Source organism: Salinicoccus sediminis (assembly GCF_000986795.1).
GTDB lineage: Bacteria > Bacillota > Bacilli > Staphylococcales > Salinicoccaceae > Salinicoccus > Salinicoccus sediminis.
Window position 1 is genome coordinate 55,720 of sequence record NZ_LAYZ01000003.1, and the last position, 22,903, is coordinate 78,622.

17 protein-coding genes and 2 tRNA genes are annotated in these 22,903 nt (G+C 52.4%); 1 reads left to right on the forward strand and 18 read right to left on the reverse strand.

Features of this window, described 5'->3' with window-relative positions; translation table 11 throughout:
- Window position 1 precedes the first annotated feature (1 nt).
- The 6 genes from yycI to WN59_RS06475 form a co-directional block, all read right to left on the reverse strand.
- On the reverse strand, window positions 2-778 hold the full coding sequence (gene yycI, locus WN59_RS06450; protein WP_046514595.1) for a two-component system regulatory protein YycI: 777 nt from the start codon (window positions 776-778) through the stop codon (window positions 2-4).
- Window positions 779-2,092, reverse strand: a complete 1,314-nt coding sequence (locus WN59_RS06455; protein ID WP_046514598.1) for a YycH family regulatory protein — start codon at window positions 2,090-2,092, stop codon at window positions 779-781.
- The gene (gene walK, locus WN59_RS06460; RefSeq protein WP_046514600.1) at window positions 2,085-3,926 is read right to left on the reverse strand and encodes a cell wall metabolism sensor histidine kinase WalK; all 1,842 of its coding nucleotides are present in this window, start codon (window positions 3,924-3,926) and stop codon (window positions 2,085-2,087) included. The genes WN59_RS06455 and walK overlap by 8 nt, the downstream gene beginning before the upstream one ends.
- Before the next feature lie 16 nt (window positions 3,927-3,942).
- A complete protein-coding gene (gene yycF, locus WN59_RS06465; RefSeq protein WP_046514603.1) occupies window positions 3,943-4,644 on the reverse strand; it encodes a response regulator YycF in 702 nt (233 codons plus the stop codon).
- Between the two features lie 133 nt (window positions 4,645-4,777).
- A tRNA-Asp gene (locus WN59_RS06470) sits at window positions 4,778-4,850 on the reverse strand.
- A gap of 30 nt (window positions 4,851-4,880) precedes the next feature.
- Window positions 4,881-4,952, reverse strand: a tRNA-Glu gene (locus tag WN59_RS06475).
- 253 nt (window positions 4,953-5,205) lie between these two features.
- On the opposite strand from WN59_RS06475, the gene WN59_RS06480 reads away from it, so the two are divergent.
- On the forward strand, window positions 5,206-5,931 hold the full coding sequence (locus WN59_RS06480; RefSeq protein ID WP_046514605.1) for a phosphoadenylyl-sulfate reductase: 726 nt from the start codon (window positions 5,206-5,208) through the stop codon (window positions 5,929-5,931).
- A gap of 67 nt (window positions 5,932-5,998) precedes the next feature.
- On the opposite strand, the gene WN59_RS06485 is transcribed toward WN59_RS06480, so the two are convergent.
- From WN59_RS06485 to gyrA, 12 genes are all read right to left on the reverse strand, one after another.
- A complete protein-coding gene (locus tag WN59_RS06485; protein WP_046514606.1) occupies window positions 5,999-7,285 on the reverse strand; it encodes an adenylosuccinate synthase in 1,287 nt (428 codons plus the stop codon).
- A gap of 115 nt (window positions 7,286-7,400) precedes the next feature.
- Window positions 7,401-8,771, reverse strand: coding sequence for a replicative DNA helicase (gene dnaB, locus WN59_RS06490; protein ID WP_046514895.1), 1,371 nt, complete (start codon window positions 8,769-8,771; stop codon window positions 7,401-7,403).
- A 39-nt stretch (window positions 8,772-8,810) separates the two neighbouring features.
- Entirely contained in the window at window positions 8,811-9,257 is a 447-nt protein-coding gene (gene rplI / locus WN59_RS06495; RefSeq protein WP_046514608.1) for a 50S ribosomal protein L9, read from the reverse strand.
- Window positions 9,254-11,230 (reverse strand): DHH family phosphoesterase, encoded by a 1,977-nt coding sequence (locus tag WN59_RS06500; RefSeq protein ID WP_046514900.1) that lies wholly within the window; start codon window positions 11,228-11,230, stop codon window positions 9,254-9,256. Before WN59_RS06500 ends, rplI begins: the two co-directional genes overlap by 4 nt.
- 5 nt (window positions 11,231-11,235) lie before the next feature.
- The gene (locus WN59_RS06505; protein WP_231577155.1) at window positions 11,236-12,156 is read right to left on the reverse strand and encodes a DUF2232 domain-containing protein; all 921 of its coding nucleotides are present in this window, start codon (window positions 12,154-12,156) and stop codon (window positions 11,236-11,238) included.
- 62 nt (window positions 12,157-12,218) lie between these two features.
- Window positions 12,219-13,496 (reverse strand): serine--tRNA ligase, encoded by a 1,278-nt coding sequence (gene serS / locus WN59_RS06510; protein ID WP_046514615.1) that lies wholly within the window; start codon window positions 13,494-13,496, stop codon window positions 12,219-12,221.
- A gap of 299 nt (window positions 13,497-13,795) precedes the next feature.
- Complete coding sequence (gene hutI / locus WN59_RS06515) at window positions 13,796-15,025, reverse strand: imidazolonepropionase (RefSeq protein ID WP_046514619.1); 1,230 nt, start codon at window positions 15,023-15,025, stop codon at window positions 13,796-13,798.
- The gene (gene hutU, locus WN59_RS06520; RefSeq protein ID WP_046514622.1) at window positions 15,025-16,683 is read right to left on the reverse strand and encodes a urocanate hydratase; all 1,659 of its coding nucleotides are present in this window, start codon (window positions 16,681-16,683) and stop codon (window positions 15,025-15,027) included. The genes hutI and hutU overlap by 1 nt, the downstream gene beginning before the upstream one ends.
- Before the next feature lie 27 nt (window positions 16,684-16,710).
- Window positions 16,711-18,039 carry a YjiH family protein gene (locus tag WN59_RS06525; RefSeq protein WP_046514625.1) on the reverse strand — a complete coding sequence of 443 codons (1,329 nt, stop codon included), beginning with the start codon at window positions 18,037-18,039 and terminating at the stop codon, window positions 16,711-16,713.
- Between the two features lie 117 nt (window positions 18,040-18,156).
- A complete protein-coding gene (gene hutH / locus WN59_RS06530) occupies window positions 18,157-19,647 on the reverse strand; it encodes a histidine ammonia-lyase (protein ID WP_046514628.1) in 1,491 nt (496 codons plus the stop codon).
- Between the two features lie 102 nt (window positions 19,648-19,749).
- Entirely contained in the window at window positions 19,750-20,196 is a 447-nt protein-coding gene (hutP, locus tag WN59_RS06535; RefSeq protein WP_046514631.1) for a hut operon transcriptional regulator HutP, read from the reverse strand.
- Window positions 20,197-20,335: 139 nt separating this feature from the next.
- Window positions 20,336-22,900 (reverse strand): DNA gyrase subunit A, encoded by a 2,565-nt coding sequence (gene gyrA, locus WN59_RS06540; protein ID WP_046514633.1) that lies wholly within the window; start codon window positions 22,898-22,900, stop codon window positions 20,336-20,338.
- Window positions 22,901-22,903: the final 3 nt, after the last annotated feature.

A 22,903-nucleotide genomic window follows, 5' to 3' on the forward strand; every position in this document is an offset into this window, starting at 1 on the left:
TTCACTCACTTTCGATTATATCTTCTGTTTCACTGATGGCATCTATATAGATCGTCTTCTCGACGCCCTGGTCGGAAATCCTGAATTCCCATTTCGGCCTCAGCATGACCTGATCCCCGTCGTTCAGGATGACGTAGTAGCCGAGCCGCGCATTTTCAACCACGGCTTCCTCTGAAATCCTGTCGCGCTGATACAGATCGATGACACCCTGTCTGGGATCCCTGACCGCAGCCGGGGTGGAGTATGAGTTCTCTCTCAGGTTTTTAAGATGTGCCTGTTCATACACTTCCGCTTCGGGTCCTTCCCCGCGGAAGATGAGCCTTGCTGATTCATGATTGAAGATCGGCAGACCTTCGAACTGCTGGTTGAATATCCGCCTGTTCCCTTTGCTCATCACTTCATCATACTCGTAATCCCCGCCCCTGTAAATACTCTCCGACTTATATTGCTCAAGCGATTCTGGATCCATCGACGGGGCGGGGTCCCCTTCTTCGAACTCCACAACGAGACTGTGGCTGTTCTCGGACGATTCTACATCGGATGCGTCAACGTCTTCCACATCTTCAAAATCCTCCGCCTCTCCGGTCAGCACGTTAAGCTTCATCGGTTCATGCTCAGGGACAGCCGATACGTCTATATCGGTCTCTTCGAGGACACTCGGTGCATCCTCGATCTTTTTCACGCTGTCCTGCTGCTTGTTGTAGAACATGAAAACGAGTGCCAGATTGATGATGAGGAATACCAGTATATAAAGGGATTTTGTCAGCTTCCAATCCATCTAATAAAGACCCCCTTCATCAAAACGCATCCATTCCCCGTCATATTTCACATACCACTCAGGTGTGAACTCCAAAAGGTTCAGCTCTGTCTGGCTTTCTGCAAAGCCCATGTCATAGCCGATGGTGATCTTGGATACTTTTTGAAGATCCAGCTCCTCATTCAGGGCAATCTGATACCTGACATTTTCAAGCGTGGTCAGCTCCTTCGTCTGGTCCCCGGGCACATGTGCATCAATGTGCAGCTGCGGCCGTTCATATTCATACACCGCATTATTGCCGTACTTCACTGAAATGGTATTCTGCATTTCACCGCTGAACACGACATAGCCGTTCATGGTTAACCGGTAGATGGACTCATTCGATTCCTCTTCGTAGTCGAACAGTATATGTTCGTTGGCCAGTGCCGTATGTGAATTGAGGAAATCGAAGCTCCGCTGTATCGTCTGATGCGGATTCCTGCCGGAAGAGAGCGTTTCATCCAGGTTCGTATACGAATAGCTGTAGGTGTCGCTGCTGTATGTTGCGATATTGCTCTCGCCCTCATACACATAGACATCCTCGTTGCGCGTGGTCGATATTTCATCATCCATGAAGAGGATGTCATTCACCACGTCCACACTGTACTGGGTGGAGAGGAAGTTCTCGACGCTGACCTCTCCCGGGTCACTCGGACCGTAAATGGCCGTCTTGTTGTTCGATGTCTGCTGGTTGGTGATGATGCCTGTATAATCCTCGAATGAATCCTCATATCTTTCAACGATGGACAGCAGGTACTCACTCTCTATATCGGTATTTGCCACGGCGACTTTGTCCAGTGATTCATTGAGCATGAAAAACGTCACATTCTCAGAAGCCATATCCACGATGATACGGTCAAAGCTGTAGTCGGGGAGGGCGCTGTCATAAACAAAACCGAGCACCTGGAACAGTGATTTTGCCGGCATTTCGGACGGATAGTCCACGATGAGGAATTCTTCCTGCCCATCCTCGTTCACAGCAGGGTCGAGCCTGTTCATATTGTTGTAGACGTTTATGTCCTGTATTTCAGTACCCTCGAGAAATTCCCTGACACCGACGACAGCATCCTCTTCTATCGTGCCCTGAACGTCACTGCCGTCCGCCCAGATAAGCTGATAGGCACGCATGACATTTTTGAATGATACCGTTTCACCGCCGCCGATGTTCGGGGTGGATTCCACGGATGTATCGACCTGTGAAAACTCGGGCTGGTAGCTCCATACCATGTAGGTGAGGACGGCGCTCGTGATCACCAGCACGAAAAGGATCACTGATTTGGCTGTTTCCCTAAACATCCCAGACATCCTCCTCAAGCGTTTCACAAGGCAGATTGATGAAGATCGTCGTACCTTCATTCTCTACGCTGTTCGCCCAGATCCTGCCGTCATGCGCTTCGATGATCTCTTTGGAGATGGCGAGGCCGAGGCCTGTACCGCCCATCTTGCGGGCACGGCCTTTATCAACGCGGTAGAACCGCTCGAATATGCGGTCCACCTTGCTGCCGGGGATGCCGAGCCCGTTATCTTTGATCTGTACCGTCATGCGGTTGTAGAGCCGGTTCTGTTTGACATGGAACTCGACTCTCTTGTTCTCGCTGTTGGAATATTTGATCGCATTGGAAATGACATTGTCCAGCACCTGGCCGACCTTGTCCATCGCAATTTCGGTGAATATGGCCGTGTCCGGAATATTCCTGACAAAGTCGACATCGTCCTTGTGCGTCATTTCAAAGCGGTCGATGATACGGTTTAGGAACATATTGAAATCGACGATTTCCTTCGTCAGTTCCTCTGCCTCGTTGTCCATCCTGGACAGCTGCAGCAGATCCTCGACCAGCCGGATCATCCGGTCGGTCTCCTCCCGGGTCACACTGAGGAATTTCGGTGCCAGCTCCTCATCCTGCCATGCCCCTTCCTGCAACGCTTCGAGATAGCTCCGCATCGATGTCAGCGGGGTACGCAGTTCATGGGAGACATTCGCCACGAACTCCCTGCGCTCATTGTCGATCCGTTCCTGATCCGTAACGTCATGGAGCACGGCGATATAGCCGTTGATGAATCCCGTATCCTTCACAATCGTCGAGAAGTTGATGCGGATGGTCGTCTCCTCATCATCCTTTTCGAGGAACATCAGCTGGCTTTCATTCATCTCCTGGATGTCCTCGAGGTGCATCTCCTGATCGAGCCCGAGCAGTTCGAGCATGCTTTCCCCATATATGTCCCCGCCGCGCATATTGATCATATCAAGCGCCATATCGTTCACTACGCGTATACGGCCCCGCCTGTCGGTCGCGATGATACCGTCCGACATGTGTGTGATGACGGAGTCGAGGCGTTTCTTTTCGCTCTCAGTATTCGCCTGCGCCTCCTGGACACGTTTTGAAAGTATGTTGAATGAGCCTGCAAGCTCACCGATTTCGTCATTGCTGTATATTTTAACGCGCGATGTATAGTCCCCTTCGGACATCAGGAGCGCCTGGTTCCTCATATCCGTGATCGGGCGCGTGATCGTGCGCGCGATGAATATGCCGAGTATGCTCGTAATGATTAGCGATATCAGGGTAGCGATGATGAAAGTGTTGTTGATCGCTTCAAGCTGCTGATACACGGTTTCGATATTCGAGGAAACATAAATAGCACCGAGAATCTGACTGTCCTGGATAACGGGCTGGTTCAGAAGCCATATGCGCTGATGGTTCTGTTCGACGTTTACATAGATCTCGTCGTTCCGCGTTCCCGTTGAGATGGACTCCTCGGTGAGTGGGGCATTTATCCTTGAACCGATATTGGATTCATTGGATATTTTGCTCGTTGCCACGAGCAGGTTATCTGAATTGACATAACGCACTTCTTCGATCTCCGGCCGATTGCCGTAGTCGGAGAGAAGCTTCTGGATCTCCTCCCACATCGCTTCACGGTCATCTCCATATTCCGTATACAGTTCATTGATGCGCGTATCGATGAGGCTGACCTGTGTTTCGATATTGTCCTGGAAGTTGCCTGTCAGTTCCTTCTCAAGCGTATTCGTGAAATAAAGGCCGATGATCTGCATGCCGATGACGATGAGAAGGACATAGATGATGACAAGCTTTATATGGAGGGACTGAAGGTTCCTGAAAAACTGCTTCATTTACGTGTTAACTCCTTTATTCATCGCCTTGGATATAATAACCCACACCCCTGCGCGTCATCAGGTATTCCGGATGGGAAGGATCATCCTCTATCTTTTCCCTCAGTCTTCTGACTGTCACATCGACTGTCCGGACATCGCCGAAATAGTCGTATCCCCAGACCGTTTCAAGCAGGTGTTCCCGGGTCATCACCTGGGACAGGTGTTTCGCAAGATAATGGAACAGCTCAAATTCACGGTGGGTGAGTTCAATATCCCTGCCGTGCTTTTTGATCGCATAGGAATCCGGCAGTATCGTGATGTCCTTGATCTGTATATTGTTGGTCTCCACTTCTTTCTCTTTGGGGGCGGTCTCCTGGTTCCGTCTCAGGTTCGCCTTTACGCGGGCGATCAGCTCGCGTGTGGAGAAGGGCTTCGTAACATAATCGTCCGCGCCGAGTTCAAGACCGAGCACCTTGTCGATTTCGGAATCTTTGGCGGTCAGCATGATGATGGGCATCTCATGCTTCTTGCGGACTTCACGGCATACTTCCATGCCGTCCATGCCCGGCAGCATGATATCGAGCAGTACGATATCCGGCACAACCTCAAGTATCAGTTCAAGCGCATCATTGCCGTCATAGGCACAGTGTACTTCATACCCTTCTTTTTCAAGGTTGAATTCCAGTATATCTGCAATGGGTCTCTCGTCGTCCACTACAACAATTTTTTTAGCCATTTCTTTCCCTCACTTTGCTTCGGAGTCACGTTTTTCATAGTTATCCATTATAAATGTATCACTTTTTATTATTTTTATCCACGACGGCACAACAAAAAAGCCCCAGCTTTTCGTATGCTGGAGGCTCTCGAAACGGTCCCGACGGGAATCGAACCCGCGATCTCCTGCGTGACAGGCAGGCATGTTAACCGCTACACCACGGGACCATGATGATTGATTTATATAATTATGTAAAGTGACCCGTACGGGACTCGAACCCGTGTTACCGCCGTGAAAGGGCGGTGTCTTAACCGCTTGACCAACGGGCCATATTGATTATCCTCTTTGACACAAGCATTATTATACCATGAGGTAAATTTCAATTTCAACTGAAATTTTAAGCAAAGATCAATTAAATGTGGAAAGTTTCCCAATCCCGCAGCCCCGGGCTGCAGAGGATAAAAATACGTTAAATCCGAGTATGATGATATAGTTTTCCTTTGACACGAAAATCACTATCATATAGGCTAATCATCATAGTTATATATTTTTGGACATCATGCTGAAAAGGGGAAATGAAACATGGCAGAAACGAAGTTGAGCTATGAAAACTTTACAGCTGATCCTTTTCAGGATTTCTCTCCCGATGATGAAACAAAAGGGGCCGCCCGGATCCTGGACTGGGCATACGGACACTTTGGTGAATCGCTCATTTATTCCTGCAGTTTTGGGGCCGAGGCCATGGTGCTCATAGATCTTATTTCCCGGGTGAAAAGGGATGCCAAAATCGTCTTTTTGGATACAGATCTTCATTTCCGGGAAACCTATGATCTGATCGACAGGATGAAAGAGAAATATCCATCACTCCGTATTGAAATGAAAAAACCGGATCTTTCCCTCGACAAGCAGGCAGAGGAGTACGGCGAGGCCCTGTGGCAGAGCAATCCGAACCAGTGCTGCTATATACGCAAGATCAAACCGCTCGAAGAAGCTTTATCCGGTGCTGACGCCTGGCTATCCGGCCTGAGGAGGGCGCAGTCGCCCGGGCGCCGGAATACCGATTTCGTCAACCGGGATGAGCGCTTCAAATCCATCAAAGTATGCCCGCTGATCCACTGGGCATGGGAGGATGTCTGGGACTATATCGCCATTCACAATCTTCCCTATAACACGCTCCATGATTCCAACTATCCGAGCATCGGATGCATACCGTGCACTTCGCAGGTCGCTTCAGGCGGCGACTCCCGCGACGGGAGATGGGCCGGGACCGGCAAGACGGAATGCGGCCTGCATTCCTCGGGCGACTAGGCCGGCGGCTATTCAGGCGCAGCAAAAAAAGTTCGGCCGGACAGGCAATGTCCGGCCGAACTTTTTATTATGCCCAGAAATCTTTGAGCAGATTGGTCTGGTTGCGGTCGGGACCGACGGAGAAGATTGAAATCTTCACGCCGGAAAGCCTTTCGATCTCTTCGAGATAGTTCCGTGCATTCCCAGGGAGGTCTTCAAGACGCTTCACGCCAGTGATGTCCTCCTGCCAGCCCGGCATCTCCTTGAAGATGGGCCTGGCACGCTTCAGTGCATCGAGTGTCGCCGGATATTCTGTGATTTCCCGACCGTCGATTTCATAGGCGGTACAGATCTTTACAGTGTCCAGGCCACTCAGTACGTCGATCGAGTTCAGTGAGAGGTCTGTAATGCCGCTCACGCGTCTGGAATGGCGGACGACTACGCTGTCGAACCAGCCCACACGTCTGGGACGTCCTGTCGTCGTACCGTATTCGCGGCCGACTTCACGGATATGGTGTCCGCTGTCGTCGAACAGTTCCGTCGGGAACGGTCCGTCTCCGACCCTTGAAGTGTAGGCCTTGCATACACCGACGATGTTTTTGACGGACGATGTGCCGACGCCGCAGCCTACAGTGACGTTGCCCGCAACCGGGTTGCTGGAGGTAACGAACGGATACGTGCCGTGGTCGATGTCGAGCATGACACCCTGGGCACCTTCAAACAGTACTTTGCCGTTATCCTGGAACGCATCATCCAGTACTTTTGCCGTGTCTGTAACGTAAGGTGCCAGACGCTCCGCCGCTTTCTTATATGGTTCGTATATTTCATCAAATGTGAATCCGTCACGGTTGTACAATGCTTCGAAAGTGTGGTTCTTTATCCTGAGGTTCTCCTCAAGGCGCCTTCTGAATGTCTCGTCGTCGATGAGGTCCGCCATGCGGATGCCGATGCGCTGTACTTTGTCCACATAGCTCGGTCCGATGCCGCGTTTTGTCGTGCCGATCTTATTTTCACCGCGCGCTTCCTCTTCCAGTTCATCCTGAAGCAGGTGGTAGGGCAGGATGACCTGCGCACGGTTTGAGATTCTCAGGTTGTCCACGGAGATTCCGCGTTCGATCAGACCATCCAGTTCCCTGATGAGAGAGAGCGGGTCGATGACGACGCCGTTTCCTATCAGGGATATCTTATCGTCGTAGAAGATTCCTGACGGTACAAGATGCAGCTTGTAAGTCTCACCGCCGAACTGTATCGTATGTCCCGCGTTGTTGCCTCCGGAGAAGCGTGCGATGATGTCAGCATCCTCAGACAAAAAATCAGTGATCTTACCTTTACCTTCGTCGCCCCATTGTGTTCCGACTACTACTGTTCCAGACATTTGATTGTCCCCCAATTTCTTCTTTGAAATACCGTAACCATTCTACCAATAGGAGAGAAAAATTGCAATAAAAATACGAACGTTTTTATATGCACCATATAAAAACATTCGTAAATTAGTTTGGCGGAATGTATCCGTCCCCGTAGTCCCTGTTGTCCTGGTCAAAGAAGCTGCTGTAGGATTTGTTGAATATCAGTTTGACCGTGCCGGTCGGGCCGTTACGGTGTTTTGCCAGGATGATCTCTATCTCATCCTGTTCTTTCTGTGCTCCCTCGGCATCGTCCTCGCCGTCGCCGCGCACATAGTAGTCCTCACGGTAGAGGAAGGCGACGATATCCGCATCCTGCTCGATGGAGCCTGATTCACGAAGGTCACTCATCATCGGACGCTTGTCCTGTCTGGTTTCCACACTTCTTGAAAGCTGGCTCAGTGCAATCACCGGACATTCCATCTCACGCGCGAGTGCCTTGAGCATCCTGGATATTTCGGATACTTCCTGCTGACGGTTGTCACTGCTTTTATTGCTCGACCCCTGGATCAGCTGCAGATAGTCGATGATGACCATGTCGAGGCCATGCTCCTGCTTGAGGCGCATGCACTTCGAACGGATGTCGTTCACGCGGATGCCCGGCGTGTCGTCGATGAAGATCTTCGAGTCTGCGAGGCTGCCGATGGCCGTGGTGAAGTTGTCCCAGTCGTCATGTCCCAGGTTCCCCTGGCGCAGCTTGGTCGCATCAATCATCCCCTGGCTCGAGATCATCCTGGAAACGAGCTGGTCCGCCCCCATCTCGAGGGAGAATATGGCGACGGTATAACCGTCTGCGGATGTGCCCACGTGGCCTGCGATGTTCAGTGCGAATGCCGTCTTACCCATGGAGGGCCGGGCGGCGAGTATGATCAGGTCATTGCGGTTGAAACCTGAAGTCATGAAGTCGAGATCACGGTAGCCTGTCGGGATCCCTGTCGTACTGGATGTCTGTCCCGCCCGCGCCTCAACCTGTTCGTAGACTTCGTGCACGACGGATTTCATCGATTTGAACCCTTCGTTCCTGCGGCTCTCCGAAATGGACATGATCTTCCCCTCTGCTTCGGTCAGCAGGTCTTCGACATCGGTCTCATCGGAAAACCCTTCGCTCGCAATCTCTTCGGCAGTCTGGATCAGAGTCCGTTTGAGTGAGTATTTCGCAACGATATTGACATAGAAACCAACGTTGCGGCTCGTCGGCACAACGTTGGAGAGTTCGACAAGGTAGCGCGGCCCGCCGATCGTGTTGAGCTGTTCCATGCTTTTCAGCTGATCGATCAGGGTCACTACGTCAATATTTTCATGGTTTTCACTCAGAATCCCCATCGCGCGGTATATATTCTGATGCTCTCGTCGGTAGAAATCTTCGGGGTCCAGCGTTTCGGCCGTGGAAATGAAGATTTCGGGATTGATCAGTATGGCACCGAGAACAGACTGTTCCGCCTCCATGTTATGCGGCATCTGTTGATGTATGTCCAAAACCAATCCCTCCTTTACAGTCTATTGTTCAACGACATGGACCCTGATGACCGCTGTCACTTCCTGGTGGAGTTTGACTTCCAGCTTGTGGTAGCCAAGGCTCTTCAGCGGCTGGGACATATCGATTTTCCTTTTATCCAGCTTGATGCCGTGCTGCTTTTCATATGCTTCTACGATCTGTTTGGAACTGATGGAGCCGAACAGCCTGCCGTCATCACCGGATTTGGTCTTGATCTCGACTTCTTTCTGTTCTATTTCATCTTTCAGCAGTTTGGCATCCACAAGTTTCTGTTCCGCCGCCGCTGCTGCTGCATCCTGCTGTTCCTTCAGCTTTTTCAGGTTGCCCGGTGTCGCTTCCTCTGCAAGTCCGTTCTTGAACAGGTAGTTCTGTGCATAGCCGTTGGGCACTTCCTTGACATCGCCTCTTTGTCCTTTGTTCTTGACTTCACTTAGAAAAATCACTTTCATTCCTCTTCACTCCTATTATCAAGTACTTCATCTATTGCGCTTAAAAGTTCATCGTACAATTCGTCCATCGACTTGTCCGTGACACGCGTTGCCGCATTGGACAGATGGCCGCCGCCGCCCAGCGATTCCATGACGATCTGGACGTTGATTTCACCCAGTGAGCGTGCGGAGATGCCGATGGATTCATCTTCCCTGATGGCCATGACGAACGAAGCTTTGACCCCTTCGATCTGCAGCAGCTGGTCCGCGGCCTGGGCAACCGTGACCGGATGGTAGGTCATGGACGGATCCGCCTTGACGATCGCCATGCCGTTGTCATGGATTTCTGCGGATTTGATCAGGTCGCTGCGTGCGATATACGTATCGATATCGTCTTTCAGGAACGTCTGGGCGAGTACCGGATCCGCACCGTTGCTTCTCAGGAAGCTTGCCGCATCAAATGTCCGCGAACCTGTGCGGAGTGTGTAGTTGCGCGTATCGACGATGATCCCCGTAAGCATGATCGTCGCTTCCAGACGGGAGAGCTTCTGCTCTTTATTCTGATATTCCAGCAGTTCCGCCACAAGTTCGCTCGCACTTGAAGCATAGGGCTCCATATAGACGAGCAGGGGGCTGGATATGAAGTCATCGGCACGCCTGTGGTGATCGATGATCACCTTGCGCGTCGCCTTGTTCAGGATGACTTCATCAAGGACCATGCTCGGTCTGTGGGTGTCCACGACGACCACCGTCGTCTTGGTGCTCATGAGGTCCCACGCCTCATCAGACGTGACGAAGAGATCCATGAGCTCCTCGCGTTCCTGGACTTCCTTGAACATGCGCTGGAGCGTATCGTCGATATCTTCATCATTCAGTATGATGTTGGCCTTGATGCCGTTCATGGTGGCGATCCTCGCCACACCGATCGCCGAACCGAGCGCGTCCATATCCGGATGCTTGTGCCCCATGATCAGGACGTTCTCGCCCTCAAGCAGGATGTCACGCAGGGCATGGGAGATGACGCGCGCCTTGACGCGTGTCCGTTTTTCCATCGGATCCGTCTTGCCGCCGTAGAAACGGGCATTGCCGTTCACCGCCTTGATGGAGACCTGGTCCCCGCCGCGGCCGAGTGCAAGATCGAGGCTCGACTGGGCAAGCTCCCCGACTTCGATGTAGTCGCTCGAGCCTTCCCCGATACCGATGCTCAGAGTGATCTGTACACCGATTTCCTGGGAGCGTTCACGGACCTCATCGAGCAGATTGAAGCGTGTCGCTTCTATCTCCTTCAGGCTTTTACTGTTCAGGACAATGATGAACCTGTCCTGGGAGAACCTGCGGATATAGATGTGATGGTGATTCGCCCAGTCATTGATCGTGTTTGTGATCGAGTTGTTGAGCTCGCTTTTTACCGCTTCGCTCATATTCTGGGTCACATCGTCATAGTTGTCGAGGAACAGGATACCGATGACCGGTTTCTTGTCCTCGAGTTCAAGCTCCCTGTTGCGCTGGCTGGTGATGTCCAGAAGGTGGAGCGCCTGGTGATTCTCATCCCAGTAGATTTTATAATGATGGTCGTTGAAGGATGATTCCGTCATCTGGATGTTATTCGCCTTCAGCGTCGTCATGATGTTCGGGAACAGCTTGTTGATCGGCTCACCCACATTGTCCGCCGGAATCACTCTGCCCATATAGTCATTCATCCATTCGATTTCATCCGCATCATTGAGCAGGATGAGACCCATCGGCAGATTGTCGATGGCATACTGCTTGCTGCCGGCCACATCAAGGGCCATCTGCCTGAATTTGATTTCGCTCACTTTGAGAGAGCGGTAGAGATACAGAAACAGCAGTGTCAGAAGGATGATGCTGACAACAAAGAATAACAGGCCGGTATTAAAATGATTGACCGTAATGAATATGTTCATTACGAGAACGTGGAACGCTGCGATACCAAAAGGTATGAATATCATTCTTTTATCCAGCACGTTGTACATCATCATCACTTCCTTTTAAGTTCTATTATCGTCCTCAGTCTGAAGATCATTTCAAATATACCGATCAGCAATGTCAATGGCTTCAGTATGACCAGCGGGATCAGCAGCAGAACCGACAGTGCCGCATGCAATCTCTTTTCCCTGAAAAAGAAGTAGGCGAAACTTAAACCGTGTATATATAATACCCATTCCAGCACGATGATTATATTATTCATCGTCGAGAAGAACGTCGTCCCTTCGGTTGTAAAGAATGATACTATAAATGAAATCAAAAATAAATACAGTATGAAGCGCGGGAATTTCCAGTCTTTGAATGAACGGTATTCCCAGAGCTTCACCAAAGAGGGCTTAAGGATGAGGCGCAGCATCAGTACCGTGTACAGTGCCAGCGCAAAGGAAATCAGCGTGATATATGCAGGCAGGCTGATGAAAATCTGGTCCAGCGTCTGGCTGATGAGTCCCGTGTCCATCTGTGAGACGGCAAATTCACCGTACATGTCGAGCTGTCCCATATACCAGTCGCGGAAATTCATATAAACATCGGACAGCGGCCTTATCGCACCCGTCCACTGCATGATGTTCAACCCGCCGAGCGTGCCGAGTGCGAGCGCCGCCGTTACATAGAAAAGCGTGAGCTCCTGTGACATGTTCTGTGTGAGTGTGCGGTGCAGCACCACTGCGAGCAGATAGAGCAGCAGGTACCAGAGCCATACAGTGGCCGACAGCAGGAACACTGCAGGTATGAGAAAACTGACGAATGTCAGCCAAAAATGATAGTTCGACTCATGCTTCAATTTTACCAGGAAATAGACGGTAAAGGGGAGGATGATTCCGCCCAGGATCAGGCTGATGTCAGTCAGTGTGATGAAAACAAACACCATCAGGAGGGCGATCATCATTTGAAGCAACGAAACTTTGTTATTCAATATTTCACTCCTCCAACCATAAAATAAAGCCCCTAAATGAATAGGAGCATCCAGTATTACTATTATAACGCTTCAAGCTTTTCCTGACCACTCATATACGGTCTTAAAACTTCGGGGATCGTCACGGTGCCGTCTTCGTTCTGATAGTTTTCAAGCAGTGCAGCCATCGTACGGCCGACGGCAAGACCGCTGCCGTTCAGTGTATGGAGCAGTTCGGGCCTGGCAGCCTTATCGCGTTTGAATTTGATGTTGCCGCGCCGCGCCTGGAAATCGGTCATGTTGGAGACAGAGCTGATCTCCTTGTAGTCATTGTAGCTCGGCAGCCATACTTCAACGTCGTACGTCTTGGAAGAGCCGAACCCGATATCCCCGGTGCAGAGCAGCACTGTACGATGGGGGATGGCGAGGAGGTTCAGTATGTTTTCGGCATGGTCCGTCATCTCTTCCAGGGCATCCCAGGAATCCTCGGGACGCTCGACACGGACCATCTCCACTTTGTTGAACTGGTGGAGGCGGATCAGTCCGCGCGTATCCCTGCCGGCAGAACCGGCTTCACTTCTGAAGCAGGCCGTCTGGGCGGTGAACTTCACCGGCAGTTCACCGTTATCCAGTGTCTCATCCTTGTGGAAGTTGGTCAGCGTCACTTCCGACGTCGGAATCGTGTACATGTCCATGTCCTCCACTTTGAAGAGATCCTCTTCGAATTTAGGCAGCTGGCCCGTTGAGAACATCGCTTCCCCGCGCACGATCTGCGGTGTCATCATCTCTTTATAGCCGTTTTTGTTGTGCACATCGAGCATGAAATTCATCAGGGCCCGCTCGAGTCTTGCACCGTCCCCGGTGTGGTAGACGAAACGGGCGCCGGACACTTTCGCCGCACGTTCGAAATCGGCGAGTCCGAGAGTATCCAGAAGGTCCCAGTGCGCTTTCGGCTCGAAGCTGAATTCCCTCGGTGTGCCTTCACGCCTGATCTCAACATTTTCAGTGTCATCCGCACCTTCGGGCACATCATCGTGGATCAGGTTCGGTATGCGGTGCATGCGGTACTCATACGCTTCTTTGACTTCCTGGAGCCTGTTGTCGATTTCCTTGATTTCATCGCCGACCCGGCGCATCTCCCGGATGACATCATCCGCATCTTCCCTGTTCTTCTTTTTGGCTGCGATCTCTTCGGACACTTTGTTGCGCCTGCCCTTCAGTGCCTCACTCTGTTGGATCAGTTCCCTGCGCTCACCGTCAAGCTCCAGAATCTCATCGATGACGACAGGATCCATCCCCCGTTTTTCCGTCTTCTCCCTGACACTCTCTCTGTCATTCCTGATTTTTTTGATATCCAGCATTGCGACCGCCTCCATCGTTGTAGTTTTTATGAATAAAAAGATACCACGCCCCGAAAGGGACGTGGTATACGCGTTGCCACCCTAATTTGATGTCAAGGACATCATCTCTTCACTGTTAACGGTATGGATAAGATACCGGCCCGTCATCTGTGAAGGATGGAAATTCATGATACTTTCCGGCCATTTCCACCAACCATGGCCTCTCTATCATCAAGTGATCATTACTGCTTCCTTCTGACGGCTTCTATTCAAGTTAAGAACCATTCTAATACGAATCCTGTAAAAAGGCAAGGGGGAGGCTACAGCAATCCCGGACGCTCGTAGACCACTCTGCCGTCCGCAACGACCGTATGGGCATGATTGACACCGTAGTGGTACGGGATATATTCATGGTTCGGTGCATCCCAGATGACAAGGTTTGCCGCATCGCCTTCCTGCAGTGTGCCGCGGTCTGCCCCGATTGCATGCGCCGCATTGACCGTCACCGCATTCCAGATTTCATTCGGTGTCATCTTAAGTTTCAAACCGGCGATTGCCATGATCATCTGGAGGTTGTCCGTCACACAGCTGCCCGGGTTGTAATCAGTCGCGAGGCTCACGGCACCGTCGTTATCCAGCATGCCGCGGGCATCGGCGAACTTGTCCTTGCCGAGATAGAACGTCGTTCCCGGAAGCAGCACCGCCACCGTATCCGAATCCTTAAGCATCGATTTCCCCGTTTCGCTTGCGGCAACCAGATGGTCCGCACTGATTGCATCCTGTTCGATCGCCAGCTCAAGGCCGCCCAGCGGATCGATCTCATCGGCATGGATCTTCACACGGAGGCCCTTTTCGTTTGCCGCTTCCATGTATCTTCTGGACTGGTCGATGGTGAACACACCCGTCTCACAGAATATGTCCGCAAAATCGGAGATGTCCTTCACTTCATCCAGCAAGCCGATCATTTCGTTGAGGAACGTTTCGCTGTCCGCCCCTTTCGGGATGGCGTGCGGTCCGAGGAATGTGTGTTTCATCTCTATAGGGAATTTTTCCGCTATTTCCCGGGAAACATTGAGCTGCTTAAGCTCATTTTCGCGGTCGAGGCCGTAGCCGCTTTTGCTTTCGACCGTGAGCACGCCGTGCTGGATCATGCGCGTGATATTCTTTGATGCCTTGTCGAACAGCGCTTCATGTGTCGCTTTCCTCGTCTGTTCGACAGTGTTCAGGATACCGCCGCCTTTTTCAAGGATCGTCAGATAATCCACACCCTGGCGCTTCAGCGCCATCTCATGTTCACGGGAGCCGCCGTGGACGACATGGGTATGCGGATCGACGAGGGCAGGGGAGACGATCATGCCGGCTGCATCGATCGTCTCTTCAGCCTCATATCCGTCTGTCTCCGCTCCCGCATAGACGACTTTGCCGCCGTCGATGACGACCATAGCATCACCGATGATATTGAGTTCATCCATCTCCCGGCCCCTGAGCGGCCTGTCCGTCTTTTTCGGCAGGATGAGTGATTTTATATTTCTGATGATAGTATCGTTCATTATTCATTCTCCTTTAGCATTGGTATGTTGATGTCTTGCTTCTTCGCTGTTTCAACCGCAGTGCCGTACCCGGCATCGGCGTGCCTTACAACACCCATACCCGGATCGCTTGTGAGTACACGTTCCAGGCGGCGCTGCGCATTTTCGGTGCCGTCCGCCACAACGACCATGCCGGCATGGAGGGAATAGCCCATGCCCACGCCGCCGCCGTGGTGCACGCTGATCCATGAACCGCCTGCTGCCGTGTTTACGAGCGCGTTCAAGATCGCCCAGTCGCCGACAGCATCACTGCCGTCCTTCATGCTCTCCGTCTCGCGGTTCGGACTCGCTACAGAGCCGCTGTCCAGGTGATCCCGTCCGATGACGACCGGCGCCGAGATTTCACCGCTCGCCACGAGTTCATTGAGTGCAAGCCCCATCTTCGCACGCTCGCCGTAGCCGAGCCATGCGATTCTTGAGGGCAGCCCCTGGAAGGCGATCTTCTCCTGGGCCATATCGAGCCAGCGTAGCAGCTTTTCGTTATCCGGGAAGAGTTCACGCATTTTGCGGTCGGCCACTTCTATATCCTTCGGATCGCCGCTCAGTGCCGCAAAGCGGAAAGGGCCTTTGCCTTCACAGAAGAGCGGGCGGATGTAGGCCGGTACGAAGCCCGGGAAGCCGAAGGCATTCTCCACACCGTCGTCAAACGCCACCTGGCGGATATTGTTGCCGTAGTCGAAGACGACGGAGCCGCCCTGTTGGAATTCAAGCATCGCTTCCACATGTTTCGCCATGGAGGCTGAAGACAGCTTCACATATTCTTTGGTATCCGATTCACGCAGCTTTGCCGCTTCCTCCAGGCTGTATCCTTCCGGCACATAGCCGTTCAGCGGGTCGTGGGCTGATGTCTGGTCCGTCACGATATCGATCTTGAAGCCGCCCTTCAATATTTCATGATGGATTTCCGCGGCATTGCCGAGCAGTCCGATGGAGAGCGCCTCACCTTTCTCCCGCGCTTCTTCAGCCAGCTTCAGCGCTTCTTCAAGCGAATCCGTCTTCGTATCCAGATATTTCGTATCCAGACGCTTCTGGATACGCGTCTCATCCACTTCGACACAGATTGCGATCCCTTCGTTCATCGTCACGGCGAGCGGCTGCGCGCCGCCCATGCCGCCCAGGCCGGCAGTCAGTGTAACCGTGCCCTTAAGCGAGCCGCCATAGTTCTGGTTCGCAAGTTCCGCAAATGTCTCATAAGTCCCCTGGACAATGCCCTGGGAACCGATGTAGATCCAGCTTCCCGCAGTCATCTGCCCGTACATCATCAGACCTTTCTTATCGAGCTCGTTGAAATGCTCCCAGTTCGCCCATTTCGGCACGAGCACAGAATTCGACAGCAGCACCCTCGGCGCTTCCTCATGTGTCCTGAAGACAGCCACCGGCTTGCCCGACTGGATGAGCATCGTTTCATCCTTTTCGAGATTGCGGAGCGTATTTTCTATGGCTTCGAAGGATTCCCAGTTGCGGGCAGCCTTCCCGATGCCGCCGTATACCACAAGATCCCCGGGCCTCTCAGCCACTTCAGGATCCAGGTTGTTGTAGAGCATGCGGAGTGCCGCTTCCTGCTCCCAGCCTTTGCATTCGATTTCCAAACCTTTTTTTGCAGTTATTTTTCTGGACATATCATCCACTCCCTGTATAAGAATTTTTTAGAATAAAAATAACGCGACCGGTATGACAATGATGAGTGACAGCACTGCCCGTATGAACCAGACAGCCACCATCTTCCATACTTTCATCTTTATATCCGTGGCCAGTATGCACGGCACCAACGCAGAGAAGAAGATGATGCATGATACGGATATCACGGCTGTGATGAACCTGATCTCTATCGCGGCATCAGCCACCAACAGGGACGGCAGGAACATCTCGATGATGGATACTGTGACCGCTTCGGCAAGCAGCGGCACATCCCCGAGCGGGAACAGCCAGAGCACCGGATAGAAGATGAACGACACCCAATAGATGATATCCGTGAATTCCACGATGACGAGCCCGAGCAGGCCGATCGACAGTATGGTGGGCACCACCGTCATCGTCATCCTGAAGGCATCCCGGAAGTTCCGGCTGATGTTGGCTGCAAGCGGCTCGCTCTCATGGGACTGCTGCTTCGCCTTATACCATGCATAGGGGAGCCGGCCGCCTTCGAAACCCTCTTTTTCGGAATTATCCCGGCCGTTGTAGTAGTAATCCTCCTCCGTGCGGAGCGGCGGAATCCTCACCGACAGCGCCGTCACGGCAAAAGTGACGATGAGCGCCGTCCAGAAGAACAGGTTCCAGTGATTCATGAGATCGAGCGTCCTTGCGATGACGATCATGAATGTCGCCGATACCGTCGAAAATCCGGTGGCGATGATCATCGCCTCTTTCCTGCTGTACTGGCCGTCTTTATATACACGGTTCGTAATCAGCAGGCCGATCGAGTAGCTTCCGACGAACGAGGCAACCGCATCGACGGCGGATTTTCCCGGTGTCCTGAATATGGGCCGCATGACGGGCTCCATGATGACACCGATGTACACCAGCATCCCGTAGCCGACCAGAAGCCCCAGTACGGCGCCGCCCACCGGAATCAGTATGCTCAGGTTGACCGCCAGCGAGTTGAACAGGAACGGTCCGATATCCTCCCTCAGCACGAAGGCCGGTCCAAACTGGAAGACCACCATGGACCCGACTGCGACACCCGCAATCTTGAAGAAGGTGATCACGATTTCAAGCCTGTTTTTATTCCACTCGCCGGTCATGAACGGATAGAGGGCACCTGCCATGATGACGAGCAGGGTATAGTATTTGATCGAATCGCCGAAAATATTTCCAACCAGAGTGACAAAATGGTCGAGCAGTATCGAACTGCTCCCGTAAAGTGTGACGGGTACGAAAAACAGGATGATGCCGATCGCGCTGTAAAGGAAAAAGCGCCACATGCCGGCACCTTTCTGCTGCTTCATTTCCTCCCTGGTTACATAGGTCAAAATCATCCACCCCTCCGCCTTTTTGGTAAGCGTTTTCACTTCTTATATCAAGTGTAGGGGGCGGATTTATAAAAAACAAATATCAAAATACGATGGTTCCATAGCTTCAGCCTATGAGCTCCCTCAGTCAACCACCCTGAGTGCGTCCGATAATATTTTTATATCTTTGCTGAAATTGCGGTCGTGGCCGATGAAATCCACGATTCCCCTGTAAGTGTCGAATTTCTCCCGTGTTTTAGGCGACAGGCCGTCAATCCCCTTGATCTCGACGGCTGTCAACGCGATGAAGAGCTCCGTTGCCAGAACATTGCGCATGTTGTCGATGATATCCCGTGCGTGCCTCGATCCGATCGTCCCCATCGATACGTGATCCTCCTGGTTCGCAGACGACGGTATGGAATCGACGCTTGCCGGGTGGGCGAGCGTCTTGTTCTCGGACACCAGGCTCGCAGCTGAATACTGCAGGATCATCGCGCCCGACTGCAGCCCTTCCTCCGGACTGAGGAATGCCGGCAGATCACCGTTCAGACTCGGATTGACCAGACGCTCGATGCGGCGCTCTGAGATGTTCGCAATCTCCGCCGTGCCGATTTTGAGCAGATCCATGGCGATGGCGATCGGCTGGCCGTGGAAGTTCCCGCCGGAAATGACCTCATCCTCCCCGAAAACGAGCGGATTGTCGTTGGCCGCATTCATTTCGATTTCAAGCTTGTCCTTTACATAGGCGAGTGTCTGCAGTGATGCCCCGTGAACCTGCGGGATGCATCTGAGCGAATAGCCGTCCTGCACCCTCACTTCGCCCTGTCTCGTCGTGAGGGATGATCCCTCCAGATAGCTGCGGAGCTGCCTGGCCACTTCCACCTGCTCCGGATAGCCCCTTGAAGTATGCACCTTTTCGTTGAACGCATCCGTGATGCCGTTCAGCGCCTGATGGGTGAGGGAGGCGATCCAGACACTGTCATCCATCAGTTTCCCGGCCTCGATGTAGTTGATCAGCCCCTGTGCCGTCATCGGCTGGGTGCCGTTGATCAGGGCGAGCCCCTCCTTCGCCTCCAAAGTGAGCGGCGTGATGCCGAGCGATTCCATCACACTTTTAGATTCACGAAGTTCCCCTTTATGGTAAACTTCGCCTTCGCCGATGAGTGCAATCGCGAGGTGCGAGAGCGGGGCAAGGTCGCCGGATGCCCCGAGAGAACCCTGTTCCGGCACTTTCGGTATGATGCGCTCATTGATGAACGTCTTCAGCTGATCGACGAGTGCGACGGTCACCCCGGAGTGCCCCTTGAGCAGCGTATTCAGCCGCAGCACCATCATGGCGAGCACCGTGTGTTCACCAAACGGCCTGCCTACACCGCATGAATGCGAACGGATCAGATTGACCTGAAGGTCCTGTGTCCTGTCCTTCGAAATCCTTACATCGCTGAACAGCCCGAAGCCCGTCGTAATGCCGTAGATCGTCTTTTCATGCTCTATGATATCCTCGACGATCCTCCTTGAGCGCCGCACATTTTCATATGCTCCCTCCGATATTTCGATTGTGCTGCCTGCATCCGCAAGAAATGATTTCATCTTGTCGATCGTCAGGCCGTGGCCTTCCAAAGTTAAAACTGTCATTCTGTCTCCTCCTTTTTGGCAATAAAAAAAGACACAATAATCCCGTTACGGGATTCCAGTGTCTCTAATAGCTGATGTCTGTGACATGTATTATCCTATTGTCTAGATATGGTTGATTCCAAGACCCAGGGTTTCGTGTTCCTTCCCCTTGATCGGTGCACCGATGGTGCCGTAGAAGCAGACCGCAAGCCATTCGCCCTCATGCTGATCTTCATACGGATATCCCCTGACGACGGAGAATGAAAGCCCTACCGTCCGCATGACTTCGCCGACGCTCAGTTTTCCGCGCGTCACGCCCTCGGCCGCCTCGATGATCGCATGATAGAGCGCATGCGTTTCCCGGTAGATATCGGGATTGATCAGTTCGTTGCGCTTTGCCGCCGTTTCAACGGATGAAATGACTTTTTTCAGATCCATCGACCCGACTTTGCCCGTGATCACACTGAACTCTCTGTGGTCAGGCATCAGTCCGAGCGCCGTCTTCTCGCCCAGCAGGGCCGAAAGCGTCGCATATTTGCCAAATGCTTTCTGATGTGTTTCATTGCTCATCGGTAATACCTCTTTTAAACCGGCTTATTTTCTATTGATAACTCTTCTGAATTCACTAATGACTGTTTTCATTATAGCGCTTACACGGGTGATTGGCAATGTACGAAAAAACCCGCAGCTTTCACTGCGGGTTGATGGATCATTCTTCAGTTTCATCTTCAGAAGGATTCAGTGATTCTTCTGCAGTCAGCGTCTCTTCTGTAACATCTTCAGCCGCTTCCTCCGTCGCCGCTTCATTGTCGAGGGTGAGTTCTTCCTCTTCGATTTCCTCTTTCACTTTGGCGACTGTCGCGACCTTCTGGTCGCCGGACAGCTTGATCAGCCTGACACCCTGTGTGTTACGCCCCAGAACGGACACCTCTTCCATCACAAGGCGGATGATGACACCGTGATTGGTCACGATCATCAGGTCCTCATCGCCGTTCACAGAGGCGATGTAGATCAGTTCACCGACACGGTCGGTGAGGTTTGCCGTCTTGACGCCGACACCGCCGCGGTTCGTAATGCGGTATTCCGCTTCAGGCGTCAGTTTGCCATAACCGTTGTCCGTTACAACAAGGATCGACTGGTCTTCCGCCAGCACATCAAGGCCGACGACTTCGTCATCTTCACGGAGCCTGATCCCTTTGACACCGGCAGCTGTCCGTCCCATCGTGCGGATCTGCTCTTCAGGGAAACGGATGAGGGCACCGTATTTTGTACCCAGGATGACTTCTTTCGTGCCGTCTGTCAGACGTACTGCCAGAAGTTCATCATCTCCCCTGAAGGAAATCGCAATCTTGCCGTTTTTGTTGATTCGTTCGAAGTTCTCCAAGCCGGACCGTTTGACGAGTCCGTTCTTCGTGGCGAATACAAGGAACATATTTTCGAATTCCTCAGGATCCTTATCCTTCACGGCAATCATTGTGCTGATTTTTTCATCTTTGTCGATTTCCAGCATGTTGACGATCGGAATGCCCTTGGACTGTCTGGACAGTTCAGGCAGTTCATAGCCTTTCAGACGGTACACTCGCCCTTTATTGGTGAAGAACATGATGTAATCATGCGTGCTCATCGTCACGATCTGGCTGACGAAGTCATCCTCGATCGTGTTCATGCCCTGTACTCCGCGGCCCCCGCGATGCTGCGCGCGGTATGTGGAGGACGGCAGACGTTTGATGTAGTTGTTGTGGCTGAGTGTCACAACAATCTGTTCTTCAGGGATCAGGTCTTCATCCTCGATGTCGGAAAGGTTGCCGAGGGTGATTTCCGTGCGGCGGTCATCGCCGTATCTATCCCTGATGTCGAGCAGTTCTTCGCGGATGATTTCAAGGAGTTTCTCCTCATCCGCCAGGATGGCCTTGAGTTCTTCGATGGTCTTCAGTATTTCGTTATATTCGTCCTCGATCTTGTCACGCTCAAGGCCGGTCAGGCGGCGGAGACGCATATCCAGGATGGCCTGCGCCTGGCGTTCCGACAGGTCGAATTTCTCCATCAGGCCGCTTCTCGCCGCTTCATCATTCTGTGAGCCGCGGATCAGTGCGATGATGGCATCGATGTTATCAAGCGCAATCTTCAGACCTTCCAGGATGTGCGCCCGGTCTTCGGCACGCTTCAGATCGAACTTCGTCCGTCTGAGGACAACGACTTTCTGGTGCTCGAGATAATGGTGCAGCACCTCTTTCAGGCCGAGGATCTTCGGCTGGCCTTTGACAAGCGCCAGCATATTGATGCCAAATGATGTCTGAAGGGGCGTTTGTTTGTAGAGATTGTTCAGGATGACATTGGCATTCTTATCCTTCCGGATCTCGATGATGATCTTGACGCCTTCCTTGAGGCTCGTCTCATCACGCAGATCGGTGATACCCTCGATCTTCTTGTCCCGTGCCAGTTCGGCAATCTTTTCAACGAGCCGCGCCTTGTTGACCTGATAGGGGACTTCAGAGACGATGATGCGTTCCTTGCCGTTCTTCATCATTTCGATTTCGCATTTTGCGCGCATGATGATGGAGCCCCTGCCCGTTTCATAGGCTTTGCGGATGCCGCCCTTGCCGACGATGAGGCCGGAAGTTGGGAAGTCCGGACCCTTCACGTGTTCCATGAGCTCGGGCAGGGTGATTTCATCATCTTTTGACAAGGCAAGCACCGCATCGATCACTTCTTTCAGGTTGTGCGGCGGAATATTCGTCGCCATGCCGACGGCAATACCGCTCGCCCCGTTGACGAGCATGTTCGGGAAGCGGGCGGGAAGGACCACCGGCTCGCGTTCGTTGCCGTCATAGTTATCCTGGAAATCGATGGTATCCTTGTTGATGTCCCGCATGAGTTCCATGGAAATCCTGCTCATCTTCGCCTCTGTGTAACGCATCGCCGCAGCACCGTCGCCGTCCATGGAACCGAAGTTCCCCTGGCCGTTGACGAGCGGATAGCGGTAGCTGAAATCCTGCGCCATGCGGACCATGGCATCATAGATGGACGAGTCGCCATGCGGATGGTATTTACCCATGACATCGCCGACGATACGCGCGGATTTCTTATACGGTTTATCAGCGGTCATGCCGTTGTCATGCATGCCGTGAAGTATTCTCCGGTGCACGGGCTTCATGCCGTCCCGGACATCGGGGAGCGCCCTCGAGACGATGACACTCATTGCATAATCCAGGAATGACGTACGCATCTCCTTGCTGATATTGACCTGCTGCAGTCTGTCTTTTTCGTCACTCATTCA